We start from the raw sequence: 17,832 nt of genomic DNA, 5'->3' as shown, positions 1-17,832 counted from the left end.
GTCTCAGTGGGAGGTGGGTCTCCGACTGAGATAAACGCTCCGCGGGGATGCGCAGTGATTCTGTATGGAATATGTCAGCTTCGCTGACCAGAATCACGCGCCAAGTCTCACGGACGTTCGACTTGAAAATTGGTTCATTTTTATACAAAAACCAGTCCTTCTGTATATTCATTTTGAAATACGCCGCTGCGCTTCATCCGCACCGTCTGGTATAAATGCGAGGCGTACACCTCCTGCTCCAGCAGCGCGAGCGCCGACGGGGAGAGGTTCTGGGCGGCATCTGCCATTTTAGTGATGAGGGGGATGCTGCTTTTTTTATGCAGACAGGAGAGCAGAGGGCTGCTCTGCCTGCGAAAACCGAGAATCCGTGCATAGAGTGCATAGCCCTCTTCCTTCCACCGGGAAATATCTTCCTCGCGCATACCGAGTACCAGATGCAGAAGCGCCCGGCTGACACGCGTGTAGGTAAGCTGGCGCGTCTTTAATGCCTGAATCCGTTCTTCAAAAGAGAGAGGAAAGTAAGGTGGTTTTGCAAGGCGGGCGGCAAGCTCCGGGGAGAGATCTGCGATAGAAAATGTCGCCTGCAGCTGTAAAACAGCAGCATTCAAAAGCTCTGAAAAATCATCCACAAAAACTGGAACCGCACCTGTATATGCGGGATGTGTTACGGCTGGCAAGTGAGATGCCAGAATATCGAGCAAATCTTTGTCTTTTGAAAGTGATTTTCGAATTATCCCGCGAATTGCCGAAGCCGATGGAAAGTTAGCATCTGCCAGTGTATCTTCATGATATCCGCTTCCCTTCCGCGAAATCGTATAAAATTCCATCGGACTATGCAGATCTTCCGCCGCCCGCAGATATTCAATCCCGAGAATATTGTTCGGAGAACTCAGAACCGAAGCCCATGTATCCTCCATTTCCAGCGCCTTCGCCCGTGCCTGCGGATAAGTCAGTCCCGCCTTCAACCCTTTCCGCAGCCGTTCCTGAAATTCCGCCGATTCATGATTCAGCGCATAAGCAGCCTGCTTAAGGATTTCAATCTGCCCGCATTCACTGCCGAACACAACGGCATCCACACCGATTGCCGACAGAAGCGCAACCCCGTAGGCGGCAAATTCATGCGCCGAGGCGGTGGAAAAGGCGGCCGGTATCTCAAGTACCAGGTCAGCACCGGCGAGAAGGGCGGTTTTCGTGCGGAGATATTTATCAAAGATGGCGGGTTCGCCGCGCTGGACGAAGCTGCCGCTCATCAGGACGACACAGTAGTCCGCGCCGGTCAGTTCCCTTGCCTGCTGCATATGATACAGATGTCCGGCATGGAACGGGTTATATTCGGTAATTAAACCAACGATTTTCATAAATTTCAATCCTGTTTTTTGCATTTTTGCGAGGAATTTTGTAGCAGCCTTTTATAATAAAAGCAAGAATAAAAGACTGTTGCTGTTGCGGCAGAAAAATCTGTAAAAAATAGCAGCCATTTTCTGCTTCATTTACATTATATAGTGGAAGTGTGGGAGCGTAAAGGGAAAATTATAGTGCATCTTGTTAAAAATTTAATTAATCAAAAATTTGAAAATCGCTCTTGTATACAATAAACAACTGGTATATAATGTTAGCAGTAATAGACACACACTTATGAAAGGGGTTTTATAACCATGGCATTTATTGACAAAATTAAGGAAAGAGCAAAAGCAGACAAGAAAACCATCGTTCTTCCAGAGTCAATGGACAAGAGAACATACGAGGCAGCTGAGAAAATTCTGAAAGAGGGTATCGCAAATCTGATCATCATCGGTACTCCGGAAGAGATTGAGAAAAACGGCAAAGGCTTCGACATTTCCGGTGCCACCATCGTTGACCCGTACAATGATCCGAATAAGCAGAAATACATCGACAAGTTCGTTGAATTAAGAGGCAAAAAAGGTGTTACTCCGGAAGTCGCAAAAGAGCAGATGGAGAAAGACTATATGTACTATGCTTGCCTGATGTGCAAGTGCGGCGATGCTGACGGTGCTGTATCTGGTGCATGCCATTCTACCGGCAACACCATTCGTCCGGCTCTGCAGCTTCTGAAGACCAAACCGGGTATCAGCTCTGTATCTGGCTTCTTCCTGATGGAAGTTCCGGATTGCGAGTTCGGTGAGAACGGTCTGTTCGTATTCGCTGACTGTGCAGTAAACACTGACTTCGATTCCAACAAGCTGGCTGAGATCGCTGGTCTGTCCGCAGAGAGCTTCAAGATGCTGGTTGGCGCAGAGCCGAAGGTAGCTATGCTGTCCTATTCTTCTATGGGTTCCGCTAAACATGATGATGTTACCAAGGTAGCAGATGCAGTTAAGATTGCTCATGAGAAGTTCCCGGAACTGAAACTGGATGGCGAGCTTCAGCTTGATGCAGCACTGGTTCCGTCTGTAGGCGAGGCTAAGGCACCGGGCAGCACCGTAGCTGGACATGCTAACACCTTAGTATTCCCGTCCCTGGAAGCAGGCAACATTGGTTACAAACTGGTTCAGAGACTTGCAAAAGCTGGCGCTTATGGTCCGGTTCTTCAGGGTCTGTCCATGCCGGTAAACGATCTGTCCAGAGGATGCTTCGCAGACGATATCGTAGGCGTAGTAGCTATCACAGCTGTACAGGCTCAGCAGGCATAATTAATACCAATTGGAATCAAATGGATGGAGAACTGGCACCGCGTCAGAGAATCTTAAATCCGTTTAATTAAGAATTAAAAGTGATAATTACAGTTCAGCCCGGTATTCATACATAATCCTGCAGTTCACAACAGGGCAGTGCAGACGTTTTTGCAGATGCTTCTGTGTGAACCGCATATAGAGAATACCTGCGGCTGAATTATGATGTTATAAAGAAAGGAATCTATTACCATGAATATTTTAGTTATTAACTGCGGAAGTTCTTCCTTAAAGTATCAGTTAATCAACTCTGAGACAGAGGGCGTTCTGGCTAAGGGTCTTTGCGAGAGAATCGGCATCGACGGTATGCTGACTTACCAGCCGGAGGGCGGCGAAAAAGAGAAATCTGAGATCGCTATGCCGACCCATACAGAGGCTATCAACGCAGTTCTGGCAGCCCTGACTAACGAGAAGAGCGGCGTTATCAAGAGCCTGTCTGAGGTAGGTGCAGTTGGACATCGTGTCGTACACGGCGGCGAGAAATTTACTTCTTCCTGCTTAATCAACGACGAGTCCATGAAAGCGATCGAAGAGTGCAACGATCTGGCACCGCTTCACAACCCGGCAAACCTGATCGGTATCCGTGCCTGCCAGGAACTTATGCCAGGCGTACCGATGGTAGCTGTATTTGATACCGCTTTTCATCAGACCATGCCGGATGTTGCTTACACCTACGGTATTCCGTATGAATACTATGAGAAATACAAAGTTAGACGTTACGGCTTTCATGGTACTTCCCACAGCTACGTATCTAAGAGAACCGCTGAGATTATTGGAAAACCGTATGATCAGATGAAGATCATCGTTTGCCACCTGGGTAACGGCGCCAGCATCTCCGCTGTAAACTGCGGCAAATCTGTAGACACCAGCATGGGTCTGACTCCACTGGAAGGTCTGGTTATGGGTACACGTTCTGGTGACCTCGATCCGGCTATCATCGATTTCGTAGGTAAAAAAGAAGGTCTGTCCCTGGATGAGATGAACGAAGTCCTGAATAAGAAATCCGGTATGCTCGGTATCTCTGGCGTATCCAGCGATGGTCGTGATCTGGAAGCAGCAGCTGAGACTGGCAACAAGAGAGCACAGCTGGCCCTGGACGTATTCGATTACCGCGTAATCAAATATATCGGTGCATACGCAGCAGCTATGAACGGTGTAGATGCAATCGCATTTACCGCTGGTATCGGCGAGAACAACATCAAGATGAGAAAAGATGTTTGCAGCAGCCTGACCTACTTAGGCGTTAAACTGGATGAGGAGAAGAACAACGTAAGAGGTGAGGAGAGAATCATCTCTGCTGACGACTCCAAGGTTCAGGTTCTCCTGGTTCCGACCAACGAAGAGCTGGCTATCGCCCGCGAGACTCTTGCACTGGTAAAATAATTAAATATGAATTAAAATTTGCAAAAATATGTAAAATTAATCATTGACAAACGCGCTCGACCTTTGTATAATATCAAAGTGCGTATTAGGAGATTAGTATGCTGATTCATTTATCGGAACTTTTTAACTGCGAGGGTAGAAAGAAAGTCTATACAGTCGAGACTGCGCTGGACTCTGTTGATTTTGACGGAGAGACGTTTCAGATTGAGAAGGCTGAGCCTTTTGAACTGGAACTGACGGCTAAGACACGGCATAAGTATACGATGAGTGGTCATGCGACGCTGACGGTGGGAGGTCACTGTGCGCGTTGTCTGGAGCCAGTATCTTTCGACTGCGAACTGGATTTTGGACGAGAGTTTGAGGTGCAGGACGGTCAGGAGGAGAGTTTAGATGATGAACCCTTTATGAAGGGGTACAATCTGGATGTAGACCAGTTGGTTTGCAACGAACTGCTACTGAGCTTGCCTATGAAAGTCCTGTGCAGAGAAGACTGCAAGGGGATTTGCAATAGATGTGGTACAAATCTTAATCTTCGGACTTGTACCTGTGACACTAGGTCGCTCGATCCAAGGATGTCGGTTATCCAGGAGATATTCAATGAATTTAAGGAGGTGTAACCATGTCTATCTGTCCTAAGAACAAATCTTCCAAAGCAAGAAGAGACAGCCGCAGAGCTAACTGGAAAATGAGTGCTCCGAACTTAGTAAAGTGCAGCAAGTGCGGTGCTCTGATGATGCCTCACAGAGTGTGCAAAGCTTGCGGAAGCTACAACAAGAAAGAAATCGTTAAAGTAGAAGACTAATTCAATACTTTAATATCAGGGTTAGGTCGTAAAGACCTAACCCTTATGTACAAGCCAATATCCTATTTACATAATATGTATTAGGAATAAGGGCGCAAGAGCACTTTGATTGCTTTTGTAGTTGTAAAATATCTTTCATTTTCTTATTTAAATGCGTTGCAAGTTATTTTTAGCGAAATGGTTTTATTTTTTTTATTATATAAACCTATTAAAACGGTCGGAAAGATGGATTTAATACATTACTCCCACAAAGAAAATGAAATGAAAACAGACGGAGGAGTTATGACAAACGAAACGAAAAAGTATGCGGAAACGTATGGAGGAATGGCAGGAGCAGTTCTCCCGCTGATTATCATGATGGGAACGATGATCTTCATGGTTGCCTTTGGAATGCGTTCTACCAAAAATTTCTGGTCGGCTGGTTATTTTGCTGTTTTGGCTGGATTTCTTGTATATAAGGATAAGAAAGCATTTCAGAAAGCGCTGATCGACGGCGTGCGCGACAATATTTTTGCATTTATGATCGCCTGTTTCTTATTTGCGGGCGTGATGTCGAAGATTCTGACAGCGTCGCATCTGATCGAAGCGCTTTTATATGTAATGACAAAGATCAACATGTCACCGGCACTGATGCCGATCATCTGTTTCTTTATCTGTGTGGTGCTTTCCAGTGCAACCGGCAGTGCGGCGGGTGCGTTAAATACAGCCGGACCTCTTCTGATTCCGCTTTCCGTCGGAATGGGCTGTAATGTCAACCTGATCTGCGGTGCGATTCTGGCAGGCAGCTGTTTCGGTGATAACCTCGCACCGATCTCGGACACGACGATTGCATCCTCGCTGTCCCAGGAAGTCGATGTCATGAAGGTTGTCCGTTCCCGTTTTAAATATGCACTGATCGCAGGTGCTATTTCTGTGGTTGGCTATCTGGTATTTGGCTTTATGGACGCTGGAAATGGTGTTTCTGCTGAGATGGCGGCGGTTGACGCAACCTACGCTTCCAGCATCGTATTTCTGATTATCCCGGTTCTGGTGGTTGTGCTGATGCTGCGTGGCAGCGGACTCTTTACCTCTCTGTTAGTCAGTGAGATGGCTGGTTTTGTTTTACTCTTTGCATTTGGTTATCTGACACCGGTAGAGCTGGTTGCGAAAGATGGTCTGATTGCGAATGCGTTTGACGGCATGTTAAGTTCCATCATTTTCATCCTGTTTATCTTCGTTATGGTCAGCCTGATCAGCGAGGCAGGTGTGCTGGATGCGATTCTTGTATGGATGCGTAAATATGCGAAATCTGAGAAGTCGGCAGAAATTGCAGCCGGTGCGATGGTCAGCGTCATGGGTATCGTCATCAGCAGCGGTACTTCCGCCATTTCTTTTTGTGGCCCGATCATCCGCAAGCTGCTCCGCCCATTCAAGATTGACCGTGCCCGTGCGGCTAACTTCCTGGATGGTCTTGGATGTGGCGTCGGCTATCTGGTTCCGACAAACCCGGGGTGCCTGAACCTGGCGGCGATCGCGGTTGCCAGCGGCGTTGTGTCCGAGGGCTATAACGCGGTATCTTTTGTCGGCTACAACTTCCACAGCATGGCGCTGACGCTGGTTTTCTGGTTTGCCATTCTCTCTGGATGGGGAATGAAGCATGAGACAGACGAAGAGCTGGCGGCAGATGGAGTCGTGATTGAAGACGGCAATTCTGGGAAATAAAAAAGAATAGATTTTTGGCGTACATACATGACAGACGATAAAAAAGAATTTATAATAGAGTCTGTGTGAGAAAAAGAACAACTGTGCTATATCACCTGCATTGAAGCCTATTGTATATGGGAAAATCAGGTATATAGCATGCTTGCTATAGAAGAGAGGTTCAAATACGTGGGAACAGCAGAAAAATATTTAGATGCTGCGAAGGCAGCCATGAATTTTATCAACACAAGAAAGAGAACGGATGAGGAAGGTATCTACTGGACGCTTGCAGATGCGGCGGCGGGAAAGCCGAGCTATTATGACGAAATATGCATGTACGCAGGTGCTTCGGGCATTATCTGTTTTCTTCTGTCTCTGTATGAAGATACGCAGGATGCGGCATATCTGGATGAGGCGAAAGAAGCGGGCTGTTATCTGGAATACCGTTGGAGAAAGAGACGCGAACTGAAACGCAATTTCTCCCCGTATGCATTTTCAACCGGATGGGGCGGCGCCTCGTTTGCCTTGCTTCAGATGTATCTTGTAACGAAGGACGAACATTACCGCGCGCTGGTAGAGGAGATTCTCGACCAGGCGGTTCGGGATGCAATCCCGGTCAAAGAAGGCGAGGGCTATTACTGGTCCACATATCCGGGCATCGTCGGAACCGCGGGAACCATTCTCGTTATCTTAAATGCGGCTGAGAAATTGGGACGCGAGGACTGGAAGGAGTTTGCGGTCAAAGCAGGACGCTATTTTCTGACAAGAGGACGCGATATGGGAAATGGAATGATCTGCTACACGGGCGTCGATCCGACCTACTTTGGCGCTGGAAAAGATTATATCGACCCGAATTTCCCGATGGGAACCGGCGGAATCGGATTCCTGATGCTGAAGCTTTACGAAGTCAGCGGAAAGAAGGAATTTCTGGATGCGGTCAAGGGCGTGCCGGAGTATATGGACACGGTGGCAGTCAAGATGCGTGCTGGAAAATTGCTTCCGCATGCGCTCCCGGATCGTCCGGATCTCTTTTATCTGGGCTACTGCCACGGACCGGCAGGAACCAACCGTTTCTACTATGAGCTGTACAAATTCAGCGGCGATGCGAAATACCGCCATGAGATCGAGGAGCTTGTCAAAGGACTTGAGGCGACCGGTGCACCGGAGAAACGTTCGGCTGGATACTGGAATACGGAAAATATCTGCTGCGGAACCGCAGGTCTCTTAAATATGTACCTGGGGCTCTGGGCGGCATTTGGCGAAGAGCACGATCTGGAGTACGCGAGACGCTGTGCAAAGGTGCTGATGGATACGGCGGTCTTCGAAGATGGTGCGGACGGCGGACAGGCAAGCTGGAAATTTGCGCTTGATCGCGTAGCACCGGAACGCCTGAGCACGCCGATTGGTTTTCTCGATGGTGCGGCAGGTATCGGTTCGGTTCTCCTTCAGATGGCGCGGGCAGAGCGCGGCGATTTCCATACGGTAAGAGCGGTGGATGATCCGTTCCCGGAGAGAAAGTTAGAGAAGTAAAATGGCTGTTCAGGCAGAGGTGCTGTTTGTGGGCGGTATATTTGAATGTGTTTGAAATAAAATGTGCTGTGAGATAGTTACTGTTCACGTATGCGTGTACAGTAACTGAGATAATGTATAGATGGCGGTGTTGTATGCAAAAAGGTGTACAATACCGCTATTTTTTGTTAATATAGAGAAGAAGAAAAAAGAGGGATAATGTTTTATAAATATCACGTTAGGAGGTTTTACATATGAAAAAGGGAAAATATTTACTTTTGACCGTCACAGCCGCCGCGCTTCTGGCGGCGATCCCATTTCAGGCATTTGCATCGAAGGATACGGAGGACCGCAGCCCGGTTGGCTCGATCGGCTTAAATGTTTCGTCCTCGATCCATGTCGGTGATGAGAGTTCAGATGTGGATGTTTCGCTCGATTTCGGTGATTGTGATATTTCCAATGTTGATGTGATCAACGAGCCGTCCGGTAAATGGGTGGACAAGGATAAGCCAAAGCTGGAGGTTACTCTGGAGGCGGACGATGATTATTATTTTAAATCCGGTTATGCGAAAAAGAATGTAACCCTGAGCGGTGACAGTGCGACGGTTACTTCCATCAAGCGCAAGGGCGATGAGGAACTCCGGGTCGTGATCACCCTGAAAGCTTTAAAAGGAACCTCCAGTGATTACAGCCTGGATGTTGATGAGGCAGAGTGGGATCAGATGGATGGCGTTGCAGAGTGGAACAGCAGTGAGGATGCGAAATACTATGAGCTGCGCGTTTACCGGGATGAGAAATTTTTAAGTACGGTAAAACCGGGAAAAGAAACGAAATACAATCTTGGACGTTATCTTACGCAGGCGGGAACCTACACGTTTGATGTGCGCGCGGTTTACAGCGATTCACGGCACGGCGAATGGCAGACATCGGATTCCTTCACAATCACGGCGGAGCAGGCGCAGGAAATTCAGAAGACGCTTGTCTTCAAGGAAGCAGGCAGCGGTCCGGCAGCCGGTGCGTGGGAACAGGATGCGCTTGGCTATAAGTACCGCAATTCCGATGGAAGCTATGTGACCAATAACTGGCAGCAGATCGGCGGTGTGTGGTATTTCTTCGATGAAAATGCATATTGCAAGACGAATACCTGGGTGTTCTGGAATGGAAAATGGTATTATCTGGATGTAAACGGCGCGATGTTAGTTAATACGACGACGCCGGACGGCAAGCAGGTCGGGGAAGACGGGGCGCTTCTGTAAAATGTTTAAGAAACAATTTTGATGAAAATCCGTCAGGGAAGATGGAGACAGAATTGTAAAATAGATGTGAGAAGAGGCAGATTGCACGGAATATGCGGTCTGTCTCTTTTACATTAAAAAATAGAGAAAAATAAAGAGAATATTTGCAAACAGAACGATGGTAGAGAATGAAAACACATACATGAAAAGAGCGCTGAAGGACAAGCTGGCAGTTATTTCTGATGAAATAAAAAAAATAACAAAAAGTATACTTGCATATTGTGAAATAAGTAGTAAGATAGAGGTGGTATCTCATGACTGCCTATTTTTTAACAATCTAGGGGAAGGGGCGGTCTGAGAAGAGACTGCAAGGGGTTCTAAGCCAGTATGGAGGATGGCAGAAAAAGGACTGACAAAGGAGGGGCACAAAGATGGCAGCACAAATTTTGGCTGTGATTATTTTTATTGTAATGTTTGGACTTATCATCTGGGATCACATTGAGAGGCATATCGTATCGCTCGGATGCGGGCTTCTGACGCTGGTGCTGGTGTTTGGCGTCTGTATGCACAGTGAGGCGGCAGCGGCGGAGACACTGAGCCTGCACAGCTTCATGGTTCCGAACTTCTGGTTTCAGACCGAGGCGGCGGCAGAGTCCTCGAGCGGCATCAACTGGGCGACGATTCTTTTTATTGCCGGTATGATGCTGATGGTGGAGGGCATGGAGCGCGCGGGATTTTTCCGGTGGCTGTGCCTGACAATCGCCAAGGCGGTACATTATAAGACGATCCCGATTTTTATTTCATTTATGCTGATGTCGGCGTTTCTGGCGATGTTTATCGACAGTATTACCGTTATTCTTTTTTTGGCAGCGGTCACGGTAGAGCTGGCCCATCTTCTGCATTTTGATCCGATTCCGATGATCATTTCAGAGATCTTCTGTTCGAATCTGGGCGGCTCTGCGACGATGTGCGGCGATCCGCCGAATATCATCATCGGAACCTCGCTCGGATATTCATTTAAAGATTTTATTTTAAATACAGGTATGATGGCGGGTGTTTCGCTGATTTTTGTCGTACTGTTTTTCTATTTTTCCTTTAGGAAAGAATTAAAGGCGAGTGAAAAGCATGACGAAGCGGTTACATATCCATCCCCACAGGAGGCGATCACGGATCGGAAACGGTTTGCGGTCAGCGTGGTGATCTTTGCGGCGGCGATCGTAATGCTGGTGACGCATGCACAGACGGGACTGACAGTTGCGACGATTGGCGTATTTATCGGTGCTTTTTCGCTGCTGGCATCCGGCGGTGAGGCGCTCAGCATGATTAAGAAGCTTGACTATAAGACGCTGCTATTCTTCATTGGTCTTTTTGTCGTGGTCGGCGGCATGGAGCAGACGGGCGTCCTAAATTCTTTAGCAGGGATCATTGACGCAGTCAGTGGAAATAATGTAAAATGGGTAGTAGCGATTGTGCTGTGGCTGTCGGCGCTTGCGAGTGCATTTGTGGACAATATCCCATTTGCGGCGACGATGATCCCGGTTATCCGGAGTCTGGCGCAGGCAGGCGGCATGGATCTCTCGGTTCTGGCGTGGGCGCTTTCGATGGGTACGGATATTGGCGGCTGCGGAACTCCGATCGGAGCCTCGGCAAACGTAGTTGGTATCTCAGTGGCAGCGAAAAACGGACATTTTATCGGCTGGGGGAAATATTGCCGGTATGCAGCTCCGGCGACGGTGCTGGTAATCCTGATTTCCATGGTTTGTATATATGTGAGATACTTTTAAGGGGGCTTTTATATGGAGGAGAGGAAAAACAGAGTGATCATCTCGGTCAGCAGACAGTTTGGCAGCGGCGGACACAAGATAGCGGAAGCGCTGGCAGAGCATTTTGAACTTCCGATTTATGATCATAGGATGCTGGACAGTATTGCCAAGGAAAAGGGTGTGGATCCGCGTGTGCTGGAAAAATACGACGAGAAGCCGCTAAACCGTTTTCTGGCGCGCAATGTCAGCGGATTTTCAAGCTCTCTGGAGAACAATCTGGCGCAGATGCAGTTCAGTTACCTGAAAGACAAGGCCGATTCAGGGAAATCGTTTGTGGTAGTTGGACGGTGTGCGGAGACGATTTTAAAGGAATATGACGGACTGATCACGATCTTTGTGCTGGGCGATGAGGAAACACGGGTGAAGAGAATCGAGCAGCTGCACGGACTTTCAGAGGACGAGGCGAAACGTCTGGTAAAGACGAAGGACTGGAGGCGGAAATCCTACCACAACTGTTACAGCCGCGGACGCTGGGGAGATTCCAGAAATTATGACCTTTCGATCAACAGTAGCCGGCTGGGAATTGAGGGAACGACGAAGATGCTGGAGGAGTATGTGCAGGCGCGGATGGACGCGATGCAGAAATAAAATAATAGAGATATCGAAGGAAAAGAGAAAGGGGAACGTGTGCATAGGCGGCGCACGTCCCCCTTTCCCTTTTTCTGCCGAGGTGTTATACTGTTACTGTTTCCGGGTGGGCACTTTTGGAACCGAAAGTGCCGTAAGAAAACGTGGTGCCAGCAGGAATTTGCCGTATTTAAATGCGAAGCCACGGCAAATTCTGTTACTGGGCACGTATGCGTGAACAGTAACGTTATACTAAAAAATATGGAATTAGATAGAAAAATCGTATTTGCTATCTGTTCGATCTTGTTTTATAGTATATAAGATATTTAATAGGAGTTTGATGATATATGACAGAGTTAAAAAAAAGAAAAAAAGACCGGTCTCGTTCTGGAGGGCGGCGGGATGCGCGGCATTTACACAGCGGGCGTCCTGGATGTGTTTTTGGATCATGATATTTCATTTGACGGCGTGATCGGCGTCTCGGCGGGGGCAGTGCATGGGGCTTCGTTTGTGTCGGGGCAGAAGGAGCGGAGCATCCGCTATTATAAAAAATACTGCAATGACAAGCGTTTTATGAGCTTTAAAAACTGGCTGCGGACGGGAAATCTGGTGGACGAGCAGTTCTGCTTCCATGATATACCGGAACGGCTGGATCCGTATGATTACGAGGCATTTGACCGGGGAAATACACGGTTTTATGTGGCATGCAGCAATGTGGAGACAGGGAAAGCAGAGTATCTGGAGATCAAAGATATGTTCAAAGATGTCGAATATTTCCGTGCGACGGCATCCCTTCCGTATGTGTCCCATATGGTCGAGGTTGGTGGAATGAAGCTTCTGGACGGCGGCTGCACGGACAGCATTCCGTTGCGTGCGTTCGCTAAGATGGGGTATAAAAAATGCGTCGTTGTGCTGACCCGTCCGGCGGGCTACCGTAAGAAACCAGGCAATTTCTGGCTGCCGGAGGCGGCATATCACAAATATCCGGCGTTCGTGAGGGCGCTTCGCAGCCGCTATTATTTCTATAATAAGACAGTGGAATGGATCGATCGCCTCGAACAAGAGGGAAAAATTTTTGTTATCCGTCCGAGCGTGGCGCTTCCAATCGGCAGGACCGAACATAGTGTTGAAAAATTGCAGGAGACGTATGATATCGGCAGGAAGGATGCTGCCAATCAGATGCATGCAATGGAAAATTGGTTCAAATCTTATTGATTTATAGATTGATCTCTAGTATAGTAAAGATTGATGTAATGTGGCTGTGGACAATAAAAAGCGGGACAGCTGCAGCGTGACGATGAAAGAGCGATTCGTTCGGACCACATATGCCGCAGTGGCGGAAGACAGGTTTGGTATGTGTATCGCTATAAATATAGAAGGAGAAGAGGCAATGGTTAAGATAGCAGTAGATGCCATGGGGGGCGACAACGCACCGGGTGAGATCGTGGCAGGTGCCGTGATGGCAGCCCAGTCGAGGGAAGATATTCAGATTTTCCTGATCGGCAAGGAAGAAGTCGTATCAGAAGAATTAAAAAAGCATACATATAAGAAAGAACAGATCGAGGTTGTCAATGCGACTGAGGTCATCGAGACGGAGGAACCGCCGGTCAATGCGATCCGCACGAAGAAAGATTCGTCCATCGTGGTCGGCATGAATATGGTCCGCAGGGGTGAGGCGGATGCATTCTGTTCCGCGGGCAGCTCCGGCGCGATTCTGGTCGGCGGACAGGTGATCGTCGGCAGAATCAAGGGCGTTGAACGTCCGCCACTGGCTCCATTGATTCCGACAGAAAAGGGCGTGTCCCTGCTGATCGACTGCGGCGCCAATGTCGATGCAAGACCGTCCCATCTGGTACAGTTTGCAAAGATGGGATCCATCTACATGGAACACGTGGTTGGAATCAAGAATCCGCGTGTGGCGATCGTCAACATCGGTGCGGAGGAAGAGAAGGGCAATGCGCTGGTGAAAGAGACATTCCCGCTCTTAAAAGAATGTAAGGACATCAATTTCATCGGCAGCATCGAGGCACGCGAGATTCCGCACGGCGGCGCGGATGTCATCGTTTCCGAGGCATTTGTCGGAAATGTCATCCTGAAACTCTATGAAGGTGTCGGTGCAACCCTGATTTCCATGGTAAAACAGGGCATGATGACGAGCCTGCGCTCAAAGATCGGCGCATTGCTTGTAAAACCGGCGTTAAAGACGACGCTCAAAGCATTCGATGCGAGCCAGTACGGCGGCGCACCGCTTCTGGGATTGAAGGGGCTGGTTGTCAAGACGCACGGAAATTCCAAGCGCATCGAGGTGTGCAATTCGATTCTTCAGTGTGTGACCTTTAAAGAGCAGGCGATTAATGAAAAGATCAAGGAAAGTCTGTGAAACTTTCGTGAAATTATAAAATGTAGCGAAAAAACGATATGTTTTTAATCAATCTAGAATTCTAAATATTTTAAAATAAGTTCATAGAAAGGAAGAAAATTATGGAATTTGAAAAATTACAGAACATTATCGCGGAGGTACTGAATGTAGAAGCGGATGAAATTACGTTAAATACGACGTTTGTGGATGATATGGGCGCTGATTCTCTGGATATTTTTCAGATTATCATGGGAATCGAGGAGGAGTTTGATATCGAAATTCCGACTGAGGAGGCAGAAAAGATTGTATCTGTGGGCGATGCAGTAGAGCAGATCAAGAACGCACTGAACTAATTCAATGTTTGTTAAAAAGTTATAGAGAAGTCTGTCAGGCAAAGGGGCTGGGCGGGCTGCCGAAGGGCAGGATCGCGACAGCTCCTTTCCAAAAAGAACGGATGTTTGACTCTGGCTCACAGACACAAATAGCAATGATTGCCGGAATCAGTCAGCAGCAGGACAGGCTGGAAAGAGAGAAATATATGGAGTATACATTAAATAAATTGGAAAAACGGATTGGCTATTCGTTTCAGGACAAGAAGCTTCTGGAACACGCGATGATACACAGTTCGTATGCCAATGAGCACCATCTTGGAAAACTGGGATGCAACGAGCGTCTTGAATTTTTAGGCGACGCGGTGCTGGAAGTGGTATCGAGTGATTTTCTGTTCCGCACGTTTCCGGAGATGCCGGAGGGCGATATGACAAAGACACGTGCGAGTCTGGTCTGCGAGCCGACGCTTGCATTCTGCGCACAGGAGATCGATCTGGGTGGATTTTTGCTGCTTGGAAAAGGCGAGGATGCGACCGGCGGACGGGGGCGCGATTCGGTGGTGTCGGATGCGATGGAGGCACTGATCGGTGCGATTTATCTGGACGGTGGTTTTGCTAATGCAAAAGAGTTTATTCATCGATTTATTCTCAACGATATGGAACACAAAAAGCTCTTTTATGATAGCAAGACTATCTTGCAGGAGATTGTGCAGGGACACACAGACGAGACACTTACATACGTTCTTCTGAAAGAAGAAGGACCGGATCACAACAAGAGCTTCGAAGTGTCCGCGATGCTGGACGGTCAGGAGATCGGCCGTGGCATCGGACGGACGAAAAAATCAGCGGAACAGCGTGCGGCGTACCGTGGGATCCTCACTATCAGAAAACCGCAGGAGTAGGTATGTATTTAAAGAGTATTGAAATACAGGGTTTTAAGTCATTTGCCAATAAAATTCTGTTTGAGTTCCACAACGGAATCACGGGCATCGTCGGACCGAACGGCAGCGGCAAGAGCAATGTCGCCGATGCAGTGCGCTGGGTGCTCGGTGAGCAGAGAAGCAGGCAGCTGCGCGGCGGCACGATGCAGGACGTTATTTTTGCTGGTACGGAGCTTCGAAAACCGCAGGGATTTGCCTACGTGGCGATCACACTGGATAATGCCGATCACAAACTTCCGATTGAGTACGACGAAGTCACGGTTTCAAGACGTCTTTACCGTTCTGGTGAGAGTGAATATAAGATTAATGGAACGAGCTGCCGTCTAAAAGATATCAACGAGCTCTTTTATGATACGGGTATCGGTAAAGAGGGATATTCCATCATCGGACAGGGACAGATTGATCAGATTTTAAGCGGGCGACCGGAGGAACGGCGCGAGCTGTTTGACGAGGCGGCTGGAATCGTGAAATTCAAGCGGCGCAAGGCGATCGCACAGAAGAAGCTGGAAGATGAAAAGCAGAACCTGATCCGCGTGACGGATATTTTGTCCGAGCTGGAAAAACAGGTAGGACCACTGGAACGGCAGTCGGAGGAGGCGAAGGAGTATCTGCGTCTGCGGGAAGAGCTGCGCTGTCTGGACGCCAACCTGTTTTTGGCAGAATCGGAGGAATTGAAGCGCCAGATCCGGGAAGTGGAGCAGAAGGAGATGATTCTGACCGGCGATCAGGAGAGTGTGCGGGCGGAATCGGAGACACTGAAATCGGAGTACGAATTGCTCGGAACCGAGCTGGATGCGCTGGATGCGGCGATTGCCGCGGATCGTGAGGCGTGCAGCCGGGAAGATCTGGAACGCCAGGAGAAGACCGGACGGATCGGGGTTCTCAGAGAGCAGATCCGGACGGAGCAGATGAACGAAGAACATATCCGCAGCCGGATGGCGTCGATCGACGGCGAAATGCATCAGAAAGAGGAAGAACAGGCGGAATATGAGTCTGAAAAACAGGCACTAAATGCATTGGTGCAGACAATCGAGACAAAACAGCAGGAAGCGGAGGCAGCAGTCCGTTCGATGGACGAGGCGGTCAGCCGGACGGAAACCTTGATCGAGAAGGCAAAAGCCGAGATCATGGACGCTCTGAACCAGAAAGCGGAACTTGCCGCCCGCCGTCAGCGCTATGAGACGATGTTGGAGCAGGCGGATGTGCGCCGGGCGGAAGTGACGCAGAAGCTTTTGAAATTCAAGAGCGATGAGTCGGTTCAGGAAGAGCAGAAAAAAGAAGAAGAAGCCAAATTAGGGAAGGTGCGGGAATGTCTGGAAGCGTTTTCGGCGCAGGAAAAAGAGCTGCAGGAGCAGACGCGCACGGAGGAAGAACAGGAACGCCGCCTGAACCAGAAACTTTTGAGCCTTCAGCAGGATTACCACACGAACCGGACAAAGCTGGAATCGATGCGGAATCTGGCGGAGCGCTACGAGGGCTACGGCGGTAGTATCCGCCGCGTGATGGAAGTCAGGGACCGTGTTCCGGGCATTCATGGCGTTGTGGCGGATTTGATCAGCACGACGAAGAAATATGAGACGGCGATCGAGACGGCGCTTGGCGGCAGCATCCAGAACATTGTGACGGATTCCGAGGAGACGGCGAAACGCCTGATTGAACATCTGAAAAAGAACCGGTATGGCCGTGCGACGTTTCTGCCGCTGACCAGCATGGAACGCCGCCAGAGTTTTGGACAGCCGGGGGCGCTGAAAGAAATGGGTGTTCTTGGACTGGCAAGCGAACTGGTCTCTGCGGATGAGAAATACAGCGGGCTGGTGTCCTATCTGCTGGGACGCGTGGTCGTGGTGGATCAGATCGATCATGCGATTGCGCTGGCAAAGAAATACCGCTATTCTCTCCGGATCGTGACGCTGGACGGCGAGCTTTTAAGCCCTGGCGGTTCGATGACCGGTGGTGCATTCAAGAACAGCAGCAATCTGCTGGGACGACGCCGTGAGATCGAAGAACTGGAAGCTGCCTGCAAAAAGGCATTGGAACAGGTGGAAGCGGTACAGAAGGAGCTGGCAGAGACGGGGCGCAGGCTGACGGAAGCGAAGAGAACACTGGCATCCGTCCAGGAGAGGCGCCAGCAGATGCAGATCCAGCAGAATACGTTGGAACTGACGATCTGCCAGCTAGAGGCGAGACGGCAGGAGATTGCAGATTCCTCGCAGGATCTGTCTTCAGAAAATCAGGAACTCGAACTGCAGGTAGGCGATCTGCGCGGGGCGCTGCGGGAGCTGCAGACCGAAGAGATGAGCTGAAACGCTAAGCAATGAGAAGAACCAGTACGTGGAAGAGCAGCAGACAGGTCTTGAGACGGCGAAAAAGCAGCGTGGGGAAGCGGCGGCAGCCCTTTCGGAGATACAGCTTGGGCATTCCCAGGTGGAGCAGAAAGGCGCGTTTATCAAGGAAAATCTGCGCCGTGTATTGCAGGAGCAGGAACGTCTCCGGGCAGAGAAAGAGAAACTTTCC

At 49.0% G+C, this 17,832-nt stretch carries 16 protein-coding genes; 15 read left to right on the top strand and 1 reads right to left on the bottom strand.

Features of this window, described 5'->3' with window-relative positions; genetic code table 11:
• Positions 1-140: 140 nt before the first annotated feature.
• Positions 141-1,358: a nucleotidyltransferase family protein gene (locus tag DWX76_RS09115; protein WP_118570526.1), complete on the bottom strand. Its 1,218-nt coding sequence runs from the start codon at positions 1,356-1,358 to the stop codon at positions 141-143.
• Between the two features lie 297 nt (positions 1,359-1,655).
• Here DWX76_RS09115 and pta point away from each other — a divergent pair, with 297 nt between their 5' ends.
• The 15 genes from pta (at position 1,656) to smc (ending at position 17,621) form a co-directional block, all read left to right on the top strand.
• Positions 1,656-2,651 (top strand): phosphate acetyltransferase, encoded by a 996-nt coding sequence (pta, locus tag DWX76_RS09110; RefSeq protein ID WP_117795259.1) that lies wholly within the window; start codon positions 1,656-1,658, stop codon positions 2,649-2,651.
• Positions 2,652-2,882: 231 nt separating this feature from the next.
• Positions 2,883-4,073, top strand: a complete 1,191-nt coding sequence (locus tag DWX76_RS09105; protein WP_118570525.1) for an acetate/propionate family kinase — start codon at positions 2,883-2,885, stop codon at positions 4,071-4,073.
• Positions 4,074-4,171: 98 nt separating this feature from the next.
• Positions 4,172-4,690, top strand: a complete 519-nt coding sequence (locus DWX76_RS09100; RefSeq protein WP_022360443.1) for a YceD family protein — start codon at positions 4,172-4,174, stop codon at positions 4,688-4,690.
• Positions 4,691-4,692: 2 nt separating this feature from the next.
• On the top strand, positions 4,693-4,875 hold the full coding sequence (rpmF, locus tag DWX76_RS09095; RefSeq protein ID WP_003499726.1) for a 50S ribosomal protein L32: 183 nt from the start codon (positions 4,693-4,695) through the stop codon (positions 4,873-4,875).
• A gap of 282 nt (positions 4,876-5,157) precedes the next feature.
• Positions 5,158-6,576, top strand: a complete 1,419-nt coding sequence (locus DWX76_RS09090; RefSeq protein ID WP_182429764.1) for a Na+/H+ antiporter NhaC family protein — start codon at positions 5,158-5,160, stop codon at positions 6,574-6,576.
• Between the two features lie 168 nt (positions 6,577-6,744).
• On the top strand, positions 6,745-8,085 hold the full coding sequence (locus DWX76_RS09085) for a lanthionine synthetase LanC family protein (protein WP_182429763.1): 1,341 nt from the start codon (positions 6,745-6,747) through the stop codon (positions 8,083-8,085).
• A 233-nt stretch (positions 8,086-8,318) separates the two neighbouring features.
• Entirely contained in the window at positions 8,319-9,320 is a 1,002-nt protein-coding gene (locus DWX76_RS09080) for a hypothetical protein (protein ID WP_118524102.1), read from the top strand.
• A 157-nt stretch (positions 9,321-9,477) separates the two neighbouring features.
• Positions 9,478-9,657 (top strand): hypothetical protein, encoded by a 180-nt coding sequence (locus tag DWX76_RS09075; protein WP_118570522.1) that lies wholly within the window; start codon positions 9,478-9,480, stop codon positions 9,655-9,657.
• A gap of 73 nt (positions 9,658-9,730) precedes the next feature.
• A complete protein-coding gene (locus DWX76_RS09070) occupies positions 9,731-11,083 on the top strand; it encodes an SLC13 family permease (RefSeq protein ID WP_118570521.1) in 1,353 nt (450 codons plus the stop codon).
• 12 nt (positions 11,084-11,095) lie between these two features.
• Positions 11,096-11,710 carry an AAA family ATPase gene (locus tag DWX76_RS09065; RefSeq protein ID WP_118570520.1) on the top strand — a complete coding sequence of 205 codons (615 nt, stop codon included), beginning with the start codon at positions 11,096-11,098 and terminating at the stop codon, positions 11,708-11,710.
• Between the two features lie 366 nt (positions 11,711-12,076).
• The gene (locus DWX76_RS09060; protein WP_412693813.1) at positions 12,077-12,904 is read left to right on the top strand and encodes a patatin family protein; all 828 of its coding nucleotides are present in this window, start codon (positions 12,077-12,079) and stop codon (positions 12,902-12,904) included.
• 175 nt (positions 12,905-13,079) lie between these two features.
• Complete coding sequence (gene plsX, locus DWX76_RS09055) at positions 13,080-14,069, top strand: phosphate acyltransferase PlsX (RefSeq protein WP_106999768.1); 990 nt, start codon at positions 13,080-13,082, stop codon at positions 14,067-14,069.
• 101 nt (positions 14,070-14,170) lie between these two features.
• A complete protein-coding gene (gene acpP, locus DWX76_RS09050; RefSeq protein WP_118570519.1) occupies positions 14,171-14,401 on the top strand; it encodes an acyl carrier protein in 231 nt (76 codons plus the stop codon).
• Between the two features lie 185 nt (positions 14,402-14,586).
• Positions 14,587-15,279 carry a ribonuclease III gene (rnc, locus tag DWX76_RS09045; RefSeq protein WP_107000387.1) on the top strand — a complete coding sequence of 231 codons (693 nt, stop codon included), beginning with the start codon at positions 14,587-14,589 and terminating at the stop codon, positions 15,277-15,279.
• 2 nt (positions 15,280-15,281) lie between these two features.
• Positions 15,282-17,621, top strand: a complete 2,340-nt coding sequence (smc, locus tag DWX76_RS09040; RefSeq protein ID WP_118570518.1) for a chromosome segregation protein SMC — start codon at positions 15,282-15,284, stop codon at positions 17,619-17,621.
• The last annotated feature ends 211 nt before the right edge of the window (positions 17,622-17,832 follow it).

Source organism: Clostridium sp. AF21-20LB, assembly GCF_003478795.1.
Classification (GTDB): Bacteria; Bacillota; Clostridia; order Lachnospirales; family Lachnospiraceae; genus Otoolea; species Otoolea fessa.
Note: the sequence above shows the minus strand (reverse complement) of the source record. Positions and strands in the feature narration are given on the sequence as shown.